General features: G+C 44.9%; 17 protein-coding genes. 9 read left to right on the top strand and 8 right to left on the bottom strand.

Features of this window, described 5'->3' with window-relative positions:
• Positions 1-5: 5 nt before the first annotated feature.
• Positions 6-398 (bottom strand): cupin domain-containing protein, encoded by a 393-nt coding sequence (locus ACCM36_RS01925; protein ID WP_370572020.1) that lies wholly within the window; start codon positions 396-398, stop codon positions 6-8.
• Positions 395-1,165, bottom strand: a complete 771-nt coding sequence (locus tag ACCM36_RS01920; RefSeq protein WP_370572019.1) for a P-loop NTPase — start codon at positions 1,163-1,165, stop codon at positions 395-397. Before ACCM36_RS01920 ends, ACCM36_RS01925 begins: the two co-directional genes overlap by 4 nt.
• Before the next feature lie 173 nt (positions 1,166-1,338).
• Here ACCM36_RS01920 and ACCM36_RS01915 point away from each other — a divergent pair, with 173 nt between their 5' ends.
• Positions 1,339-2,214 carry a cation diffusion facilitator family transporter gene (locus tag ACCM36_RS01915; protein ID WP_370572018.1) on the top strand — a complete coding sequence of 292 codons (876 nt, stop codon included), beginning with the start codon at positions 1,339-1,341 and terminating at the stop codon, positions 2,212-2,214.
• A gap of 51 nt (positions 2,215-2,265) precedes the next feature.
• A complete protein-coding gene (gene aroC, locus ACCM36_RS01910; protein WP_370572017.1) occupies positions 2,266-3,357 on the top strand; it encodes a chorismate synthase in 1,092 nt (363 codons plus the stop codon).
• 129 nt (positions 3,358-3,486) lie between these two features.
• Here the strand turns inward: aroC and ACCM36_RS01905 are convergent, their stop codons facing one another.
• Positions 3,487-3,711, bottom strand: a complete 225-nt coding sequence (locus tag ACCM36_RS01905) for a hypothetical protein (protein ID WP_370572016.1) — start codon at positions 3,709-3,711, stop codon at positions 3,487-3,489.
• 125 nt (positions 3,712-3,836) lie between these two features.
• Here ACCM36_RS01905 and ACCM36_RS01900 point away from each other — a divergent pair, with 125 nt between their 5' ends.
• On the top strand, positions 3,837-4,880 hold the full coding sequence (locus ACCM36_RS01900; protein ID WP_370572015.1) for a PhoU domain-containing protein: 1,044 nt from the start codon (positions 3,837-3,839) through the stop codon (positions 4,878-4,880).
• A 26-nt stretch (positions 4,881-4,906) separates the two neighbouring features.
• Here the strand turns inward: ACCM36_RS01900 and ACCM36_RS01895 are convergent, their stop codons facing one another.
• The gene (locus ACCM36_RS01895; protein ID WP_370572014.1) at positions 4,907-6,064 is read right to left on the bottom strand and encodes an LL-diaminopimelate aminotransferase; all 1,158 of its coding nucleotides are present in this window, start codon (positions 6,062-6,064) and stop codon (positions 4,907-4,909) included.
• A 142-nt stretch (positions 6,065-6,206) separates the two neighbouring features.
• On the opposite strand from ACCM36_RS01895, the gene ACCM36_RS01890 reads away from it, so the two are divergent.
• Positions 6,207-8,102 (top strand): ATP-binding protein, encoded by a 1,896-nt coding sequence (locus tag ACCM36_RS01890; protein ID WP_370572013.1) that lies wholly within the window; start codon positions 6,207-6,209, stop codon positions 8,100-8,102.
• A gap of 40 nt (positions 8,103-8,142) precedes the next feature.
• Here the strand turns inward: ACCM36_RS01890 and budA are convergent, their stop codons facing one another.
• Entirely contained in the window at positions 8,143-8,949 is an 807-nt protein-coding gene (gene budA, locus ACCM36_RS01885; RefSeq protein WP_370572012.1) for an acetolactate decarboxylase, read from the bottom strand.
• Between the two features lie 190 nt (positions 8,950-9,139).
• On the opposite strand from budA, the gene ACCM36_RS01880 reads away from it, so the two are divergent.
• The 5 genes from ACCM36_RS01880 to rpiA all read left to right on the top strand — a co-directional run bounded on the left by ACCM36_RS01880 (position 9,140) and on the right by rpiA (position 16,008).
• Complete coding sequence (locus tag ACCM36_RS01880; protein WP_370572011.1) at positions 9,140-11,038, top strand: PAS domain S-box protein; 1,899 nt, start codon at positions 9,140-9,142, stop codon at positions 11,036-11,038.
• Between the two features lie 79 nt (positions 11,039-11,117).
• Complete coding sequence (gene argH, locus ACCM36_RS01875; RefSeq protein WP_370572010.1) at positions 11,118-12,596, top strand: argininosuccinate lyase; 1,479 nt, start codon at positions 11,118-11,120, stop codon at positions 12,594-12,596.
• A 27-nt stretch (positions 12,597-12,623) separates the two neighbouring features.
• Positions 12,624-13,880, top strand: coding sequence for a Glu-tRNA(Gln) amidotransferase subunit GatD (gene gatD / locus ACCM36_RS01870; protein WP_370572009.1), 1,257 nt, complete (start codon positions 12,624-12,626; stop codon positions 13,878-13,880).
• A gap of 81 nt (positions 13,881-13,961) precedes the next feature.
• On the top strand, positions 13,962-15,290 hold the full coding sequence (gene aspS, locus ACCM36_RS01865) for an aspartate--tRNA(Asn) ligase (protein ID WP_370572008.1): 1,329 nt from the start codon (positions 13,962-13,964) through the stop codon (positions 15,288-15,290).
• Between the two features lie 13 nt (positions 15,291-15,303).
• Positions 15,304-16,008: a ribose 5-phosphate isomerase A gene (rpiA, locus tag ACCM36_RS01860; RefSeq protein WP_370572007.1), complete on the top strand. Its 705-nt coding sequence runs from the start codon at positions 15,304-15,306 to the stop codon at positions 16,006-16,008.
• 5 nt (positions 16,009-16,013) lie between these two features.
• On the opposite strand, the gene ACCM36_RS01855 is transcribed toward rpiA, so the two are convergent.
• From ACCM36_RS01855 to ACCM36_RS01845, 3 genes are all read right to left on the bottom strand, one after another.
• The gene (locus ACCM36_RS01855) at positions 16,014-17,222 is read right to left on the bottom strand and encodes a potassium channel family protein (RefSeq protein WP_370572006.1); all 1,209 of its coding nucleotides are present in this window, start codon (positions 17,220-17,222) and stop codon (positions 16,014-16,016) included.
• Positions 17,223-17,282: 60 nt separating this feature from the next.
• Positions 17,283-17,840, bottom strand: coding sequence for a magnesium transporter (locus tag ACCM36_RS01850; protein WP_370572005.1), 558 nt, complete (start codon positions 17,838-17,840; stop codon positions 17,283-17,285).
• On the bottom strand, positions 17,837-18,253 hold a 417-nt coding region (locus ACCM36_RS01845), incomplete at its 5' end, for a magnesium transporter (RefSeq protein ID WP_370572004.1). The genes ACCM36_RS01850 and ACCM36_RS01845, both read right to left, overlap by 4 nt.

Genomic DNA, 18,253 nt, shown 5'->3' with positions numbered 1-18,253 from the left:
ACTGCTTAAGAGAAGATATTTTCCAAAAGATAAGTATCTTCATGAGAATAAGCCGGTACGCAGCAGCAGAGTATCACAAGTTCCGCCCCGGAGAAGTTCTCTACTTTGTGAGCCGTACCCGGAGATATACAGATGGTATCTCCATTACCTATTTCAAACTTGTCTTCTCCAAGGATCATAAACCCAGAGCCTGAGATGATATGATAGACTTCTTCTGTGACTCCATGCATATGCAAAATGGTTGAAGAACCCGGAGGTACTCGTGCCTCTGCCAGGCTCAGATAAGAGTTGCCATGCACAGCAGGATGCATGAGTTCTCTTATTATCGAACCGTCTTTTGTGACGTAAGGATCTGCATGAGTATATGCAGTCCTTTGGATTTGCTTTTCTGCCATCATTGCTGTTGCTCAAAACCATTGATCATCCGCATCATATTATCCTTGATCTGTACCACTGCATCCACCCATTTTCCCCCTACATCAATGGGTGCAACGCCTTCGAGGTCTGCCCGGACAAGATCTTCATCATAGGGTATCTCACCAAGCACGGGTATTCCAAGAGCCTCAAGCTGAGGCGTAAGGTTTACAGACTTGCCCTTGTTGATGACCGCTGCCAGATGTTTGACCTCTATACCCTCTGAGAGATGCTTTATCCTTTCAGCTGTTTCCAGGGAACGCTTGCCGGGCTCAACAACGATGATCATCAGGTCTATACCCTTTGTGGTTCCTCTGCCCAGGTGTTCGATGCCTGCCTCCATATCAAGTATCACTGCACTGGTGTCCTTCAAGACAACATGCCTGAGAAATGCCTTAAGGAAAGAGGAGGCAGGACACATGCAGCCACTACCGCCAGTATCAATGGTACCCATCACAAGCATCTTTACATTATCAGGACCCACTACTCCAAATTTATCAATGATATCGTCAACTTTGGGGTTGAACTTGAACATGCCCCCTTTTTCCCCTGCCCGTTCCTCGATCATATCCTGATAGTCCGTGAGAGGATTAGGAGGCTTGCTTATGCCGATGGAAGATGCAAGGTTCATATCTGCATCGGCATCTATGGCTACTACATCAAAACCATCCCTTGCAAGCATCCGCGCAAGAGTACCCGAAAGCGTGGTCTTACCTACACCGCCTTTACCCGTGACAGCAATTTTCACCATGCACTGAACAGGGTCATTATATAAATTATACCTTCCGGTATCCTGTTACTGCGTTCATTGCAAAATATATGTAAAGATAGCCACCGGGAAGAAATATAGCTGCGGCTTCACTTATTCTATATAAAAATCATATCAATATATATACTATTGTACTAATCTCCCCAGAGATAAAGATGGATACACGTTATCAAAGGATCAGAAATATAATGATTCTGATCCTGTTCCTGAACCTTGCGGTTTCCTTTGCCAAGATCAGCTATGGTATGCTGACCAATACCCTCAGCATGCAATCGGATGGTTATCATTCTATGTTCGATGGCGTCTCAAACATAGTGGGCCTGATAGGCATCCGGGCAGCTTCCAAACCACCTGACGCAGAACATCCCTATGGGCATCGCAAATTTGAGACAATGGCATCTGTCTTCATCGCTGTGCTGCTGATGTTTGCCGGCTTTAATATAGTAAGCTCAGCTTTACACAGATTCGGAAGTGGGACCATACCCGAAGTGACCACATTTAGTTTTCTGGTCATGATCGGTACCATGACAATTAACTACATGGTAACCACCTATGAACATCGCAATGGAGTAAAATTGCAAAGTGAAGTGCTGATAGCTGATTCCATGCACACCAAAAGCGACATTTATGTATCTCTTTCTGTAATTATGGGGCTCATTGCCATAAAAGCAGGTTTCCCCGTACTTGATCCGATCATAGCAACAGTAATTTCGGGGATCATCGTTTATACAGGCATCAACATAATTATGAAAAGCTCTTCTGTTTTGTGTGATACATCTCAGCTCAATGCTGAAGAAATACATAACGTAGTATGTGCAGTGGAAGGAGTTATCGGCTGCAACAATATAAGGAGCAGAGGGACTGCAGGTCACATATACATCGACCTGCATGTGGAAGTGCATCCCACAATGCCTACCATTAGGTCGCATGACATTGCCGATACTGTGGAATATGAACTGAAACAGCATTTTGAAGGCGTCCAGGACGTTGTCATCCACATAGAACCAGCTCCACTTGAGCCCGCTTCATGAACTGAAGAAAGCGGGATAAACTATAAGAGAAGTAAGGATGATTTACTAACGATGTCTGGGAACACTTTCGGAACTGTTTTTAAAGTCACCACCTGGGGAGAATCACATGGTAATGCCCTGGGAGTAGTAGTAGATGGAACTCCTGCGGGTCTGTCCCTTGAAGCCTCCGTGATACAGAAAGAACTTGACAGGCGAAGACCTGGCCAGAGCAGTGCCTCTACCTCACGCAATGAATCCGATACAGTGGAGATACTTTCAGGCGTATTCGAGGGAAAGACCACTGGCATGCCTATATCCATGATGGTCCGCAACAAGGACGCAAACTCCAATGCTTATGATTATCTGCGGACAATTCCCAGACCCGGACATGCAGACCTGTTGTACAAGGAAAAATATGGTATTCGGGACCATAGGGGAGGAGGCAGATCATCCGGCAGGGAGACCCTTGGCAGGGTGGCTGCAGGCGCCATTGCAAAGCATTTACTCTCCTCTTATGGGATCACCATTTTTGCACATGTCATCGAACTGGGTGGTATTGTCGCTTCCGAGCTGTCCTTTACCGAAGTAATGGATAATATAGAGAAGACGCCAGTACGTTGCGCTGACCTTAAAGCGGCTTCAAGAATGATGGAAGCTGTTGAAGATGCACGTAAAGAAGGTGATAGTCTTGGCGGTATCGTTGAAGTCATTGCCACGGGAGTTCCCAGAGGTCTGGGAGAACCTGTATTTGATAAACTGGATGCCGATATTGCAAAGGCACTGATGAGTATCGGTGCTGTCAAAGGACTGGAGATCGGTGCAGGTTTTGCAAGTGCACGCATGAAAGGCAGCCAGATGAACGATCCGTTTGTAGTAAAAGACGAACAGATCACATGCCCGACAAACAACGCCGGTGGTATAATTGGCGGCATATCCACAGGGCTTCCTATTATATGCAGGATTGCTGTGAAACCGACACCATCCATTTCAAAGAAACAGAGAACTGTGGATATGGAAACTATCCATGAATGTGAAGTGCAGGTCCATGGAAGGCACGATCCAACCATACCACCCCGGCTTGTGCCTGTGGCTGAGTCTATGGTTGCAATAGTGCTTACGGATCACATGCTGCGCAGCGGTTTCATCAATCCCGCGTCTATTTGATGCAGAAGGATATATCCCGAAATCTGTGGACCAGGAAGTTCCCGGCAACGGAAAAATCGCTATCTAAACTCATATTACTGAGAAAAAGACCTATCCTGATCTATCGGATATAAGCGTGAGTACAGCAGATCAACTAATCCACCCTTTTCCTGGTGTCAGTAGCAATACCTCTTCCTGTGCCTTAATCTGCACAAAGGTCCTATTGACAGCATCCATGTATTCTTTAACCGGCAGCACTATATTCCCGAGCATATTACCTGATCCAGGATTTGCATGCATTTTACATCTACTATTGATTATGTAGCTTAAATACTCCCTTGCCTCAGATAGATGTGCTATGTTCGCGTCTGCCATTACATTGTATCATTGTATATAAGACATGCAAAAAGTACATAATTGCATGTTCCCATCTAAATCAATGTGCAGTTATAGATTAATATATAGCAAATCCATTATGTTTATTTATTCTGAATAAGTATATGCCAATATATCAAAATATAGGGTGTGTTGTTATAAAATATGAACAAAGGAAGATCCAACTGACCGGTGGTTCAACATATATTGTCTCTTTACCCATCAAATGGGTGCGGGACTGTGGTCTTAATTCAGGGGACACCTTAACACTTATTCCACAAAGCGGTTGTACTCTTTTGCTGTCTGCCGATTCAAAGATAGATAACAGAAAACTGGAATCGGTGATCGAGATCTCCCAGGAGGATACACCGGAAGATAATTTCAGGATACTTGTATCCCATTATCTCGCCGGCTATGATCTGATCCGCCTGGTATCAAGCAAAGGTTTCCATGCGCTTGATCGCAAGTTCTTCAAGGATGTGACCCGACAGCGCCTCATTGGTATTGAAGTTATCGAAGAATCAAGGAATGAGATAATACTACAAAGCCTTATGAACTACCAGGAATTGCCATTGGATAAAGCCCTGCAGAATATGTCCCGGCTTATCACCTCAATGCTTGAGGACGTAATGCTTGCCCTGAAGAACCATGACCTGGAACTTGCCCGGGATATAGTCAACAGAGATAACGAAGTGGACAGATTCTATCTTCTTACTGTGAGGCAATTAAAAGCCGCGGTCGAAGATCCAAAACTTGCGGAGAAAATAGGTATCGAAAGACCTCGCCAGTGTCTGGGATACAGGCTTGTTACAAAGATCATCGAACGCATAGGGGACCACGTGGAGAGAATAGCACGGCAGACCATTGTCATGGATGCTACAGTTCCTGAAAAGGACGCAGTCTTTGCCATGGGAGCTCTTGCACAGAAGGTTTTTGCCGACTCTTTTAGGGCCCTTGAAGAGAAAGATATTAAGTACTCCAACAAAGTTGTCAATTACGCGAGGAAGTTCGAGGATTATACGATCATGCGTAATCAGCAAGGGGCACCCCGCTGCACATCCGAGCAAATGGGCTCCATAATCGAAAGCCTCAAAAGGATATCCGAATATAGTGCCGATATAGCTGAAATGTCCATAAACATGAGATCAGAAAGAGAAAGAGGGAAGTGAAATACACTCTCCTCTTCCGATTTAGTTTATATTCTGAGTTTTTCCATTCTTGCAACAGCTTCATTGATCCTATCCACTGACTGTGTCAAAGCAAACCTGATGTAGCCTTCACCGTATTGCCCGAACCCTACCCCGGGAGTGGCAACTATTCCGGCCTTTTCAAGCAACAGTTGTGAGAATCCCATGGAATCGTAACCACTCGGAATAGGAGCCCACATATAGAATGTCGCCTTCTGGGTTTTGACATCAAGGCCTATACCGCGCAAACCCTTTAGCAATGCATCTCTTCTCTTCTCATATATCAGGTTCATATCGCTTACACACTGCTGGGAACCTGTAAGTGCAGTGATCCCTGCTTTTTGTATTGCATCAAAAGCCCCGGAATCAATGTTAGACTTAACCTTTCCAAGCCCCCTGATAAGAGTTTCGTTACCTACTGCGAAAGCCAGACGCCACCCGGTCATATTATAGGTTTTTGAAAGAGAGTACAGTTCAATGCCAACATCCATGGCACCATCAACACTCAGGAAGCTTGGCGCCTGGTATCCATCGTAAACCATTTCGGAATATGCATTGTCGTGTACAACAATGATATTGTTGTCCTTTGCGAATTCCACTACCTCTTCGAAGAAAGACCTGTCAGCGATCGCTGATGTCGGATTGTTCGGATAATTAATGAACATAAGTTTTGCCCTTGCCAGCATATCTGCCGGTATAGCATCAAGGTCAGGCAAGAAACCGTTCTCTTCCAGGAGTGGCATGATGAAAGGTTCTCCTCCTGCGAACTGAGTACCGATCTTATATACAGGATAAGCCGGATCAGGACACAATACCACATCATCCGGATTGATAAAAGCCAGAGGAATATGGGCAACACCTTCCTTGGAACCTATAAGCGTGAGGGTCTGGTTTGCAGGGTCTATGTTAATATCCTTTGTTTCCTTGCACCATCTTGCTGCAGCTTTCCTGAACTCCAGCATACCGGTGTACGATGGATATCTGTGTGTGGCAGGATCCCTGACTGCCTGGCACATGGATTCCACTATATGCGACGGCGTGGGCTGATCAGGATCACCGATACCAAGGTCTATCACATCTACTCCTTTTGCCAGCATTCTGGCTTTAGATTCATCTATCGCTGCAAAGAGGTAAGGTGGTAGAGCATTGATTCTGTCTGCGTACATCTTTTCACCTGTAGAAGGTTCCTCAGAAGGACCTGCAACCTATACTTTGCGCATATTTAATAAATATGGCTATTGGTTCTCGTACCATATCTCTCTGTGGAAATCCTTTTATACAATTATTATATTTAAATTAATATAATAAATGTCATTAATCCATGATACCTGCATCCTGGGAGAATGTACGCAAAATACCCAGGAGAATACAACAGGCAATCTATTTGCACTGCTGAAGATAATCAATTTCCTTAACTCTAGCCTGCCAGTACATTCTCTTATAAGTATGCTTGTACGATCGTTACCTGAAGCAATGTTCCCTCTTCGGGTGTACGGCATCTCTGCAAAAATAGATGGAAAGGTCTATGGACACTCGGACAACGACCAGTACCCATCCATATCCGTGGATGTAGTAGTTCATGGAAAAATACGTGGTTACATATCAGCACTGTACAATAAAGATCGGCAAACTTCCGAACAATGGACACAGGCATATGAAATTCTTAATGTTCTGTGTGGCTCCCTTAGCAATTTGATCGAAAAAAAAGAACTTGAAAAATTATCCCTGGAAAGCACCCGACACTACAGTGCCCTTTTTTACAATTGTCCAGTGGGACTTTTCACAGACAAGAAAGGTAGTATTGTTCATTGCAACCATAAACTTACACAAATACTGGACATGCCTGAGAACAGGATAGTAGGACTCCATGTTACTGCCCTTATAGACAGCGAAAGTATCTGGAAGACGTTCTCCTCACATAAGGTGTCCCCAGAACCTCTTAAAACCGAGTACGAGATCGATTTGAGAAAGGGACCTGTGAAACTTCGTTCCATATACTTGCCGGAACTGACCCCCGAAGGTGAATTGAAGGGGGGCCTTGGAATAGTGGAGGATATAACGAAGATAGAGGAAGCCGAACAAGTCCAGCAACAACAGAAGAAACTTCTGGTCAATACTTTCAATGCAATAAATGACCTGATACTAGTACTCGACAGGGACCTCAGAATTGTGACTAGCAACTGGAAAGGCTTTGAGGACTTGTCCGAAGAAGAAAGACAAAAACACCCCTATCGTCATGAAATTCTTACACACAATGCAGCCCCATGTGAAAGTTGCCATGTACTGGAAGCTTTTGCTACAGGCATTCCTAAAGAGGCACTCTGGACCAATCCCACAGACGGGAGCATCAAAGAGATGAAAGCCTATCCGATATTCGATGAAGACGGAGAGGCAATAATGGTAGTGGAACATCTGAGAGACATAACCGAAATAAAACGCTCGGAAGATAATCTCAGAAAAGCTAACGACGAACTTGCAAAAGCAAACGAGAGCCTGCAATCCCTGGACAAGCTCAAAAATGAGTTCCTGTCAAACCTGCAGCATGAGATCAATACGCCTCTTACGAGCATAAAGGGATTCAGTGAACTTGTGCATGAAGAAAATCTTGGGCCATTGAATGTAGAACAGAAAAAAGCAATGCATAGAGTTGTCGAAAAAACGAAGCAATTACAGATGGTACTTGACTCCCTGTTGTTCGTCAGTACTGCAACTCATGGCGGTATAAAGTATAATTTTGAAAGATTGCCACTATCCAATATGCTACATGTCTCTTTGGATATAGTAAGTGAGAAACTTAAGTACAAAGGTATTACACTGGAAACGAACATACCTTATCAACTACCTGAAATAGTAGGCGATGCTGACTATTTGCCACGGGTTTTTGTTCATATACTGGACAATGCAATTAAGTTCACGAATAGTGACGGGAAAATAACACTATCGGCCACGGAAGAAAAAGACTTTGTGCATTTGATCATCAATGATACAGGTATTGGCATAGCTGAGGAGAATCTTGAAAAAGTATTCCAAATGTTCTTCCAGTTAGATGGATCGTCAACACGTAATTACGGAGGTAACGGATTGGGGCTCTTCATGTGCAAGATCATAATTGAAGAACATAAAGGGAAGATATGGATCGATAGTAAGGAAGGTAAGGGAACTGCCGTACATATACTTCTTCCTGCACATACAGATCCATCCTGATTCCAAATTCATTTTTTAAGTTATCTGATCCAATTTGATCTTATCTTTCTACCTGCGTGATTTCCTCTATTCTTTCTCCGCTGAGATCCACATTTAAGAAACCCTCCGTTGCGGGACATTGCATGAAAAAACCATCAGTAACATCTATGTGTACATTTCCTGATCTTATAGTATATTCCAGAACATGACCCCCTGCACTACCGTTACTGTCAATGAAATGAAGATGATAACCTGGAACGTTCACGTTTTCAACATACTCTGGCAGCCAGAAACCCACTATTGTACCAGAGACATTGTCGAATTCAAAAGTTGGCTGCTCCTTTGTGACATCTGCAAGGCGAGGATATGGTTTTTGCTGCGCGGGAACACTACGGGTTTTCATGTAACTGAAATTCCCTTCTATTTTTATGGCATACATCAGGTTCCTGCTGGGCATCAGAGTCGACATGTAGGCAGTAAGTTCCGTGTTATTCATTTCCTGCCAAATTGTCTCATTTATGTCACTCTCAAATTTGGTCACAGCTGCAAAAGGCGTTTTCATGGAATTTTCCGCTTTGTAGGCTATGCCATCCGCTTTGACCTGGTAGGCAATGCCATCCAGCAGAACCATTTCTCCGTCAAGGTCATTGAAAGTTCCAAGCCCCAGATCACCATGTTCTTTTAATTCACCTACTGTCACATCACCTTCATACATACCCTCAAGCAATGCATTGATAGTTGATGTTTGATATATGACATCATGGTCGTATTCTTCTCCAGCAGGTTCTTTTTCCGTGGTCATACAGCCTGAAGAACAGACTGAAATAAGAAGCATGCAGCAGATCAATTGAATGATTGTTCTTCTCATAGGGATCATCTCATATATTGCATATACATAGAATATATATTTAATCAGAATGCCTCTACTTTGATATCAACTCCTTTGCACTTACAAGAACCTGTGACTTTTGTCTTTTACCTGCCTTTCTTTATATGCTGCTACCATTTCCCCACCATGGCTGAAAAGATATTTAATCCATAATAATCCAAAAAATCATGTGGATAATATTTGCATAAGCATTCTTGCAAGTGCCTGGAGGGGAGTCTGGGCCGTTGACCGGGAGAACCGGTTCATTTTTTTCAATAAAGGCATGGAGGATATTTCCGGCCTGAGATCAGATGATCTGATGGGCAAGGATCTGCTGTTATTGCTTCCTGACCAGAAGATAATGGATGAAGTACATTTCCGGGAACTGTTCCATAAGGCAAGGGAGAAACTTACACCGGTACATTATTCCTTGCTGCCTATCATCACCATCCAGGGAGAACTTAAGGAACAAAGTGGTCAACTATTGCCTCTTCTGAATGAGAATGGTGCCTATGCTGGCATGGTTGGCACTGTGGAACACTTCAGTACGAAGAAAATAAGCACAGGATTAGGAGAAGATGAATTAGCGGAGAAAAAACTGGATGTTATCTACAGGAACAGTCCTGTTGTTGCTTTTCTCTGGAGACCCCAGCCTGGATGGCCGGTAGTCTTTGTATCCGAAAATATATCCAGGTTTGGGTACCAGGCAGAGGAGTTCACATCCGGGAGAATGCTTTATAGCGACATGGTATATCCCGAAGATCTCAGCACCCTTACTGCGGAGGTATCAGATTTCGAACAGAGGGAGCAAATATATTTTACCCGGGAATATCGCATCGTTACGCGCTACGGAGAAATAAGGTGGGTTACCGAAAGGTCAATGCTGGCAAGAGATGAGAAGGGGGGACCTAGCTATTACCAGGGAATTATTATTGACATCACACATATCAAAGAAATAGACAATGCACTCAAAGAATCTGAAAAAAAGTACAGGCTGATATTTGAGAATTCTCCTCTCGGTATTTTTAACTTTGACAAGGATGGCACTGTTACCCACTGTAACGATAAGATAGCAGAGATCCTTGGCATACCTAAAGAAAAGATAATAGGTTTCAACATGAACATATCCCTGAGGGACGAAAAGATGAAAGCAGCCTTTAACGAAGTGCTTTTACTAAGGCAGGGACACTTCGAGGGAGAATACAGATCTCATGGAAATGGCAAAACAGCATATATAAAAGTTGATTACAGCCCCAATATATCAGATGACGGTACCTTGCTGGGTGGAGTGGGCATTGTTGAGGATATCGGTGAGCGCAAGATCGCCGAAGAGAAATTAAGGGAATATGCAGAGGAGCTTAGCAAAATAAACAAGGAATTGCAGTCAGTGGACAGGATGAAGAACGAATTGCTCTCAAATGTAAGCCATGAGCTAAGGACACCTCTTACTTCCATCAAAGGATACAGTGACCTTCTTATGGAAGGCACCCTTGGGGAAATGAACTATCAGCAGCTTAAAGCTGTCAGCACTGTCATCCGTAATGCTGAGAGACTCCGAAGACTTGTTGATTCCTTGCTGTACGTAAGCATGGCCGAGGTTGAGGCTATAAAGTATGATTTTAGCAAAGTTGATATCCCTGAGGTCATTGATAATGCTGTGACAGATATGGCAATGCCTATCACTGAGAAGAAAATAGATGTGCTGCGCCATGTACAGGAAAATCTGCCGCAGATAGAAGGAGATGCCAAAAAGATCACGGATATGCTGACCAATGTTCTGGATAATGCGGTTAAGTTCACACCTTCCAAAGGAAAGATCAGTATTTTTGCTAAAAAGGAAGAGAAAATGGTGCATATTAGTCTGGAAGATAATGGAATAGGCATACCTGAGGATCTGCTACCTCATTTATTCCAGAAATTCTACCAGATAGATCCTTCAATAAGGCGCAAATACGGGGGTACGGGCCTTGGATTGTTCATTTGTAAGAACATAGTGGAAGCCCATAAAGGTAAGATATGGATAGAAAGCGAGAAAAGCAAAGGTACTACTGTGCATATACTGCTTCCTATTCTGCAAGGTGATAAATAAATTAATACCGATTCTTTTTTAAGTGTACAGACCGTACCACGCTACAACCTGATTCTCAATGAAATAAAAGAGGTACCAGATGAGTAATATTCTGCGCAGAGGGCGCTTGGCCAGCACGCCCGATGAGGACATAATGGAATTTACGTCTTCGATGAAGTCAGACAAGTGGATATTCGATGCGGACATAATGGTGGACTTTGCCCATACCATTATGTTAAAGGAGCAGGGAATAATAAAAGAGCAGGATTGTGCCAGTATCCTCAAAGGATTACTGCTTATCAGGGAAGAAGGTATCGAAGAACTGGACCATACCTATGAAGACATTCATATTTCCCTGGAATCAAGACTTATCGACATGGTTGGCGAGGATGTGGGCGGCAGGATGCATTCCGGCAGATCCCGCAACGATGAAGTTGCAACATGCATCCGTTTGACCCTGCGGGAAGAGATGCTTGCGCTCATGGAAGAACTGCATGCTCTTCGCAATACTCTAAGCTCGCTTGCAGCCGAAAACATTGAGACGCTTATGCCAGGTTTTACACACCTGCAGCACGCACAACCCACAACTCTGGCCCATCATCTTATAGCCCACATGGACGCTTTGGGAAGGGATACCGAGCGCCTCCTGAGTGCTTATTCAAGGGTTAACCTCTGTCCTCTGGGAGCTGCAGCTTTTGCTTCCACAGGTTTTAACATAAACCGGGAACGTACAAGGCAACTACTGGGTTTTGACGGCCTTGTGGAGAATTCCATGGATGCTGTAAGCAGCAGGGATTTCCTTATAGAATGTACTGCCGTGCTCACAAATCTCATCATTAACTTAAGTAAAATGGCAGAAGAACTTGTCATCTGGTCCACATCGGAGTTTGCTTTCATAGAGCTGGATGACCGCTATGCGTCCACCTCCTCCATCATGCCCCAGAAAAAAAATCCAGACACTGCAGAGCTGCTCAGAGGAAAAAGTGGTGTGGTGATGGGATCACTGATGGCTCTGGTTACAACATGTAAAGCTCTTCCCTTAAGTTACAACCGTGACCTGCAGGAAGCCACACCTAACATGTGGAAAGCTCTGGAAACGACCAGAAGCTCGGTACGTATGATGGAAGGCATGATCAGGACCATGAAAGTCAACAAAGAAGTAATGGCTTCAAAGTCCGTAATAGGATTTACCACGGCCACTGAACTTGCAGATACGCTGGTGAGAGTAACAGGGATACCTTTCAGGACAGCTCATCAGATCGTAGGCGTGCTTGCCAGGGGAGAGGAAGAGATACATCTGCGGGGGATAGATGCTGTGGCAGATAAGGTCCTGGGAGTAGAACTCAGCACCAAGGGACTTACAGAAGAAATGGTATGTGAAGCCTTGGACCCAATTTCCAATATAAAGAAAAGAAAGGTCATAGGTGGTCCTGCATTTGAGGAAATGGAAAAGACCATCATCAGAAGAAAAGAAACTATGATGCATACTGAGGAAGAGGTAAGTGCATTGAGAAATGGCTCAGAAGCTTCCTTAAATGCGCTCATAGAACTTGTGAAACGATATATTACTAAAGCATGATCTATGTAATCAGCAGATGTGATCTTCATGGAATTCCAACAGGGTGACAGGATAAGAATAGAAAAGGACGGTGTAGGATATGAGGGCATAGTGATGCCAAGTACTACACACCATATTGTCCTCAAGATGTCGAATGGTTATAATGCAGGTATCTCTTTGGAAAACACAAAGATGACCTTGCTTCAGAAAGCTGCAAAAGCCGAGGATGTTATTTCTGCCGGCACCTCTCAGGTAAAAAAAACAACTAAGGGCAAACTACCTAAAGTTTCCATCCTTTCCACCGGAGGAACCATTGCGAGTAAGATAGACTACAGGACAGGCGCAGTTACCGCCAGGTTCTCTGCTGACGATATTTTAAAAGCTTTTCCGGAACTTACGGAAATTGCTGATTTCTCCGGGAGAGCGATATACAACATCCTTTCCGAGAACATGAGGACCGAATACTGGGAAGAGCTTGCCAGGTCAGTTGTGGAAGAGATAAAAGGCGGCGCAGATGGAATAATTGTCGCACATGGTACAGACACAATGATGTATACTGCTGCTGCACTTGCTTTCATGATCCGTACTCCTGCGCCCATTGTGTTCGTGGGTTCGCAGCGCAGCGCTGACCGGCCGAGCAGTGACAATGCCATGAATGCAATATGCGCAGCTAAAGTAGCTGTAAGCGACATCGCCGAAGTGTGTGTGGTGATGCATGGCAGTGAGTCGGATGAGATATGCGACATACACAGGGCCACCAAGGTAAGAAAGATGCACACCTCCAGAAGAGATGCATTCAGGTCCATTAACTCGGAACCCATTGGCTTTGTGGATTATCTTACCGGAGAGATACACACGCATCTGGAATATACAAAAAGATCCTCACATGAACTCGAACTTCGCAGAGGTTTCGAACCAAAATGTGCACTTATCAAGTTCACACCGGGAGCAAGTCCCGAAATTATCTCATATTATCTTGACGCAGGATACAAAGGCATTGTTATAGAGGGTACGGGACTGGGACATGTGTCATCCGAATGGGTGCCGTTGATAGAACGTGCCACGTCTATGAACGTCCCTGTAGTAATAACCTCCCAGTGCCTGCACGGCCGGGTATGTGACCGTGTCTATGATACCGGTAGAGATATGCTGAAAGCCGGGGCCATTGAGGGTGAGGATATGCTGCCTGAGGTTGCCCTTGTAAAACTCATGTGGACCCTGAAACAGTCCGATGACCTCAATACTGTTAAAAAACTGATGACGCAGAACATTGCATTTGAGATCAACGAGAGAAGTCTGGAATAAAACATCGTTATATAAAAGTAATTACTTTTATACCAAGGATCGTTAGTGAGAAAAAAATCACTATCAAATACAGGTGAATATATGTCATTGAACTTAAGGACACATTATACGTCCCAGATAGACCCCGCAGCTATGAATGGTGCAGAAGTTACCCTGGCTGGCTGGGTGTACGAAGTAAGAGACCTTGGAGGCATTTGTTTCGTCGTACTGCGTGATAGGGAAGGCCGTGCACAGGTGACCCTTGTCAAAAAGAAGACGGATGCCGAGCTTCTTGAAACTGCAAGGAAGCTTGTAAGAGAATCCGTTATCACTGTCACTGCCACGGTCAAAGCTGAAGCAAAAGCTCCGGGAGGATATGAGCTCATACCAAAAGAGATCAGGCTGCTCAATGAAGCAGACTCCCCTCTGCCTATGGACACTACAGGAAAGGTTGAGGCAGAACTGGACACTCGCCTGGATTCGCGGTTCATGGACCTGAGGAGGGACCGGACCACAGCTATCTTCAAAATACGCCATGAAACATTACAAGCTGTGCGAAAGTACCTTAGTGAAAATGGATTTATCGATGTGACCAGTCCTAAGGTCGTGGCAACTGCCACCGAAGGTGGAACATCTCTTTTCCCCATTACATACTTTGACAGAGAAGCTTTCCTTAACCAAAGCCCACAGCTTTTCAAGCAGATCCTCATGTCAGGAGGACTTGACAGGGTCTTTGAGATCGGGCCCATATTCAGGGCCGAGGAACATGATACAAGAAAACACCTCAATGAAGCTACTTCTATCGATATAGAGGCAAGCTTCTGTGACCATTTCGATGTTATGGCAATTCTCGAGAACATGATCGCTTATGTTTATTCTCATGTAAAGGAGAATGCGGCAAGGTCACTCGAAGTGCTCGGCATAGACCTGAAGGTTCCGGAAGTACCATTCCCAAAGATCACTTATGATGAAGCACTGGAAATAGTTAATTCTCATGGTGAAGAGACACTCAAATGGGGAGATGATCTGAGCACTCTTTCAGAACACACTATAGGTGCTCATGTGTTCAAAGAAATGGGCGTCTCTCACTATTTCATTATCGACTGGCCCACAGAGATAAAACCGTTCTATGCAATGCCATACGAGGACAGGCCACAGTTCAGCAAGTCCTTTGACATGATGCACAGGACCATGGAACTTTCATCCGGTGCCCAGCGTATACACATTCATGATATGCTCAAGAACAGGATCGAATCCCAGGGACTTAACCCGGATGGATTCGATTTCTATCTGAAGGCTTTCAGATATGGAATGCCACCGCATGCCGGATGGGGTGTCGGATGCGAACGTCTTGTCATGACAATGCTGGGTGTTGAGAACATCCGTGACGTGGTACTGTTCCCAAGGGACAGGCGAAGATTATCCCCATGAGGTAAGTGATAATATGCAGGAAAGGAACGCTACAGCGGGAAGTACAGGGAAACAAGCAGCTGGTGAAGCTGCTGCCTGGCTGGTGGATGATGGCAGTGTGATCGGTCTTGGTACCGGCTCTACAACAGCTTATGCCATAAAAGAGATAGGCAGAAGGGTAGCAGATGGTCTGGACGTGCTGGCTGTCGTTACATCCTACCAGTCTGAAATGCTGGCCATTGAAGCAGGCATACCCCTTACAACACTGGCCGAACATCCGGATCTTGATATTGCTATCGATGGTGCCGATCAGGTCGATGCCGATCTGAATGTTATCAAAGGGGGAGGAGCTGCACACACGCGGGAAAAGGTTGTTGCATTCTCTTCGAACCAATTTGTGGTCGTGGTCGATGATTCGAAAATGAAAGAACAACTTGACCATTTCGTACCAATAGAAGTACTTCCCTATGCAAAGGAACTGGTCATGAGATGTGTGCGCGAACTTGGCGGAAAGCCACAGCTGCGCCTTGCATCCAGAAAAGATGGACCAGTGATCACTGATAACGGGAATTTCGTGATAGACGCATCATTTGGCATTATCGATAATGTGGAAGCTATTTCTATTTCCTTATCAATGTGCCCCGGAGTGGTTGAACACGGTATTTTTACCAATGTGACGGATATCGTATTCATCGGGAACAAAGACGGATCTGTAAAAAGAGTGGATACCCTTAGATAAGGGTATCATTTATTCCCATTGCCCAGAGGGCAGGCACATAATTCTATAAGCGCTTCTTCTCCTGTGTGTGACCCCCGGGCTATAAGGATATCTCCAGCCTGTACCTGGGTGTTCTTTTTAGGACTGTACAGCCATTTTTCACCCCTTTTTACAGCCATGACATAGACCCCGGTCTCGGTCTCAAGTTTGAGTTGCCCGAATGTTTTTCCCACAATGGGAGAACAGCTTTCCACCGTAAGACGGGTTATTACTTCGTCGGATTGGCGTACTGCTATAGTTACTACAGGGTGGAGTTCTATATCCCTTAGCACAATGTCCGCTATAGCATATGCTGCATCTGAAATGGACTCTGAGGCATTTGCAAGATGCAAAAGCCCCCTTAGCTGATTAACGTCCGAAACGTGTTTGGCAGTTTCCAGAACCCAGTGCTGCAGTTCGTGCTTCATGCAGTCCATCTTATATTCAATGGCTTTGACCTCTTCAGCAATATCCTTGTTATTGAAGAGCAAAGCCGAATATGCCAGCCCTACGGACATTTCAGCCATATCCTTCATATCCACAATGATGTCCACCGCTTTTTCAAGGTCCTGCAAGATCTTTTCATGCTTTACTTCCTTTGGAATGTACTTCTCATTGGTCACAAGCTCTGCGAAAAGTAAAACTCCTTCATCATGCCCTCTTGCAAAAAGTACGTCTTCTGCCCTGATCCTTGTTTCATGATTGGGATTATAGAGCCAGTCATTCTGCCTGCGAATGGCTATCACCCACATGCCTGTCTCGGTATCTAGTTCAATATCGCCCAGAGTATGACCGGTAACTTTGGATTCAGGATTGACAGTAGCTCTTACTATGGTCTCAGCTGCTTCTCTTAGAGCAAGTTTTAACTCCATGGGTATACCCATCTCCATGAGTACGATCTTTGCAATATCCCCGGCAGCATCGGCGATCCCTTCTGAGGCCTGTGCAACCTGCAGGACACCGGCCATCTCTGCTGCTTCTTCCACACGTCGGGTACTTAAGAGGGCAGCGATCTTCATGTGATAATAAAGGGTATCCATCTTATCTTCAAGACGCACTACCTCTTCAGCGATGTCCTCATTGTCATAGATCATTGCAGAATATGCCAGATCCACCATAAGTTCTGAGGTGTCTTTCATCTCAATAAGCATATCCTTGAGGTTTCTCGGAGTATATCGTATCTCTCTTGGACTCATAATGTTCTATCAGCTCGCGTTTACTTTCACTTAAGGATATATTGTTCCGATTAATTAATGTTATAGCATGTTCAGCATGCGCAAAGTAACAAAGATGCCTGTGACACCCACCAGATCTCCCAGGGTTGCAATGATAGGGATCACAGTATCGTCGGGATCCAGCCCGAATCTGTGGGACATGAACGATATGAACACGGTGGTGGAGAATACAACTATGAGCTCGATGCTTCCTGCAAGCATGCATATCCTGAAAAGTAAGAACAGACCTATTCCGATCCCCAGCAAGTGACCGGTAATCCAGATAATGAAACTTAACACCGCACTGGCAGTAAGGCCTACTATCATGGCTGCCAATACGCTGTTCCTCACGACGGGGTTCTTTGTGATATGTCCGCCAAGACCCATGTGCAAGGCAGAGGATATTCTGGCTCCCAGCATACTGCCGGTATCTCCTCCGATCTTGATGAGCGAGGGAATGAGTAGCAGAATAATAGGCATGGAGACAAGCTGGTCAAGTCTGTAATTAAGGATCTGTCCGGTGATCAGGCCGATCAGGGAAGTTGTCACCAGGATTGGAAAGCCTCTTCCTACAATACCCTTTACCGTGTAATAGGTCATAGCAGCAGCACCACCTTTGCAGCCAGGAAGAGCATGAGCATGGAAACGATGTCTCCGATAGTAGCAATGGCCGGAGTGACCACATTATCAGGATCAAAACCGAACCTGAACATTCCAAGGGCCAGGAAAACGGCTACTACTACCAGTATAAGACCTGAAGATACTCCGGCCAGTACCGCTATGAACATTAGCTTCAGCGCACCGGCACTTTCAAGACCAAATGCGATGGTCACGAAATGTCCCATGAGTCCAAGTATCGCGGAAATGATGAAACTCAACAACAATGAACCACCAATATTATTGGTAAGCTCGGGGTTGTTCTCTATCCTGGTGATAAGACCCATGTGTATGGCGCTTCCCAGACGCGAACCCAGAGTACAGGAAATATTGCCGCGCATGCCAAGCACTGCAGG

Source organism: Methanomethylovorans sp. (assembly GCF_041305605.1).
In the GTDB taxonomy this organism is placed as follows: domain Archaea; phylum Halobacteriota; class Methanosarcinia; order Methanosarcinales; family Methanosarcinaceae; genus Methanomethylovorans.
Note: the sequence above shows the minus strand (reverse complement) of the source record. Positions and strands in the feature narration are given on the sequence as shown.

Excerpts from the sequence above, each read along its gene's own strand:
- gatD (WP_370572009.1), top strand. The coding sequence starts at position 12,624 with ATGGAATTCCAACAGGGTGACAGGATAAGAATAGAAAAGGACGGTGTA.
- ACCM36_RS01900 (WP_370572015.1), top strand. The coding sequence starts at position 3,837 with ATGCCAATATATCAAAATATAGGGTGTGTTGTTATAAAATATGAACAA.
- ACCM36_RS01895 (WP_370572014.1), bottom strand. The coding sequence starts at position 6,064 with ATGTACGCAGACAGAATCAATGCTCTACCACCTTACCTCTTTGCAGCG.
- ACCM36_RS01850 (WP_370572005.1), bottom strand. The coding sequence starts at position 17,840 with ATGACCTATTACACGGTAAAGGGTATTGTAGGAAGAGGCTTTCCAATC.
- ACCM36_RS01915 (WP_370572018.1), top strand. The coding sequence starts at position 1,339 with ATGGATACACGTTATCAAAGGATCAGAAATATAATGATTCTGATCCTG.
- ACCM36_RS01855 (WP_370572006.1), bottom strand. The coding sequence starts at position 17,222 with ATGAGTCCAAGAGAGATACGATATACTCCGAGAAACCTCAAGGATATG.
- ACCM36_RS01925 (WP_370572020.1), bottom strand. The coding sequence starts at position 398 with ATGATGGCAGAAAAGCAAATCCAAAGGACTGCATATACTCATGCAGAT.
- rpiA (WP_370572007.1), top strand. The coding sequence starts at position 15,304 with ATGCAGGAAAGGAACGCTACAGCGGGAAGTACAGGGAAACAAGCAGCT.
- ACCM36_RS01905 (WP_370572016.1), bottom strand. The coding sequence starts at position 3,711 with ATGGCAGACGCGAACATAGCACATCTATCTGAGGCAAGGGAGTATTTA.
- argH (WP_370572010.1), top strand. The coding sequence starts at position 11,118 with ATGAGTAATATTCTGCGCAGAGGGCGCTTGGCCAGCACGCCCGATGAG.
- budA (WP_370572012.1), bottom strand. The coding sequence starts at position 8,949 with ATGAGAAGAACAATCATTCAATTGATCTGCTGCATGCTTCTTATTTCA.
- ACCM36_RS01890 (WP_370572013.1), top strand. The coding sequence starts at position 6,207 with ATGTCATTAATCCATGATACCTGCATCCTGGGAGAATGTACGCAAAAT.
- aroC (WP_370572017.1), top strand. The coding sequence starts at position 2,266 with ATGTCTGGGAACACTTTCGGAACTGTTTTTAAAGTCACCACCTGGGGA.
- aspS (WP_370572008.1), top strand. The coding sequence starts at position 13,962 with ATGTCATTGAACTTAAGGACACATTATACGTCCCAGATAGACCCCGCA.
- ACCM36_RS01920 (WP_370572019.1), bottom strand. The coding sequence starts at position 1,165 with ATGGTGAAAATTGCTGTCACGGGTAAAGGCGGTGTAGGTAAGACCACG.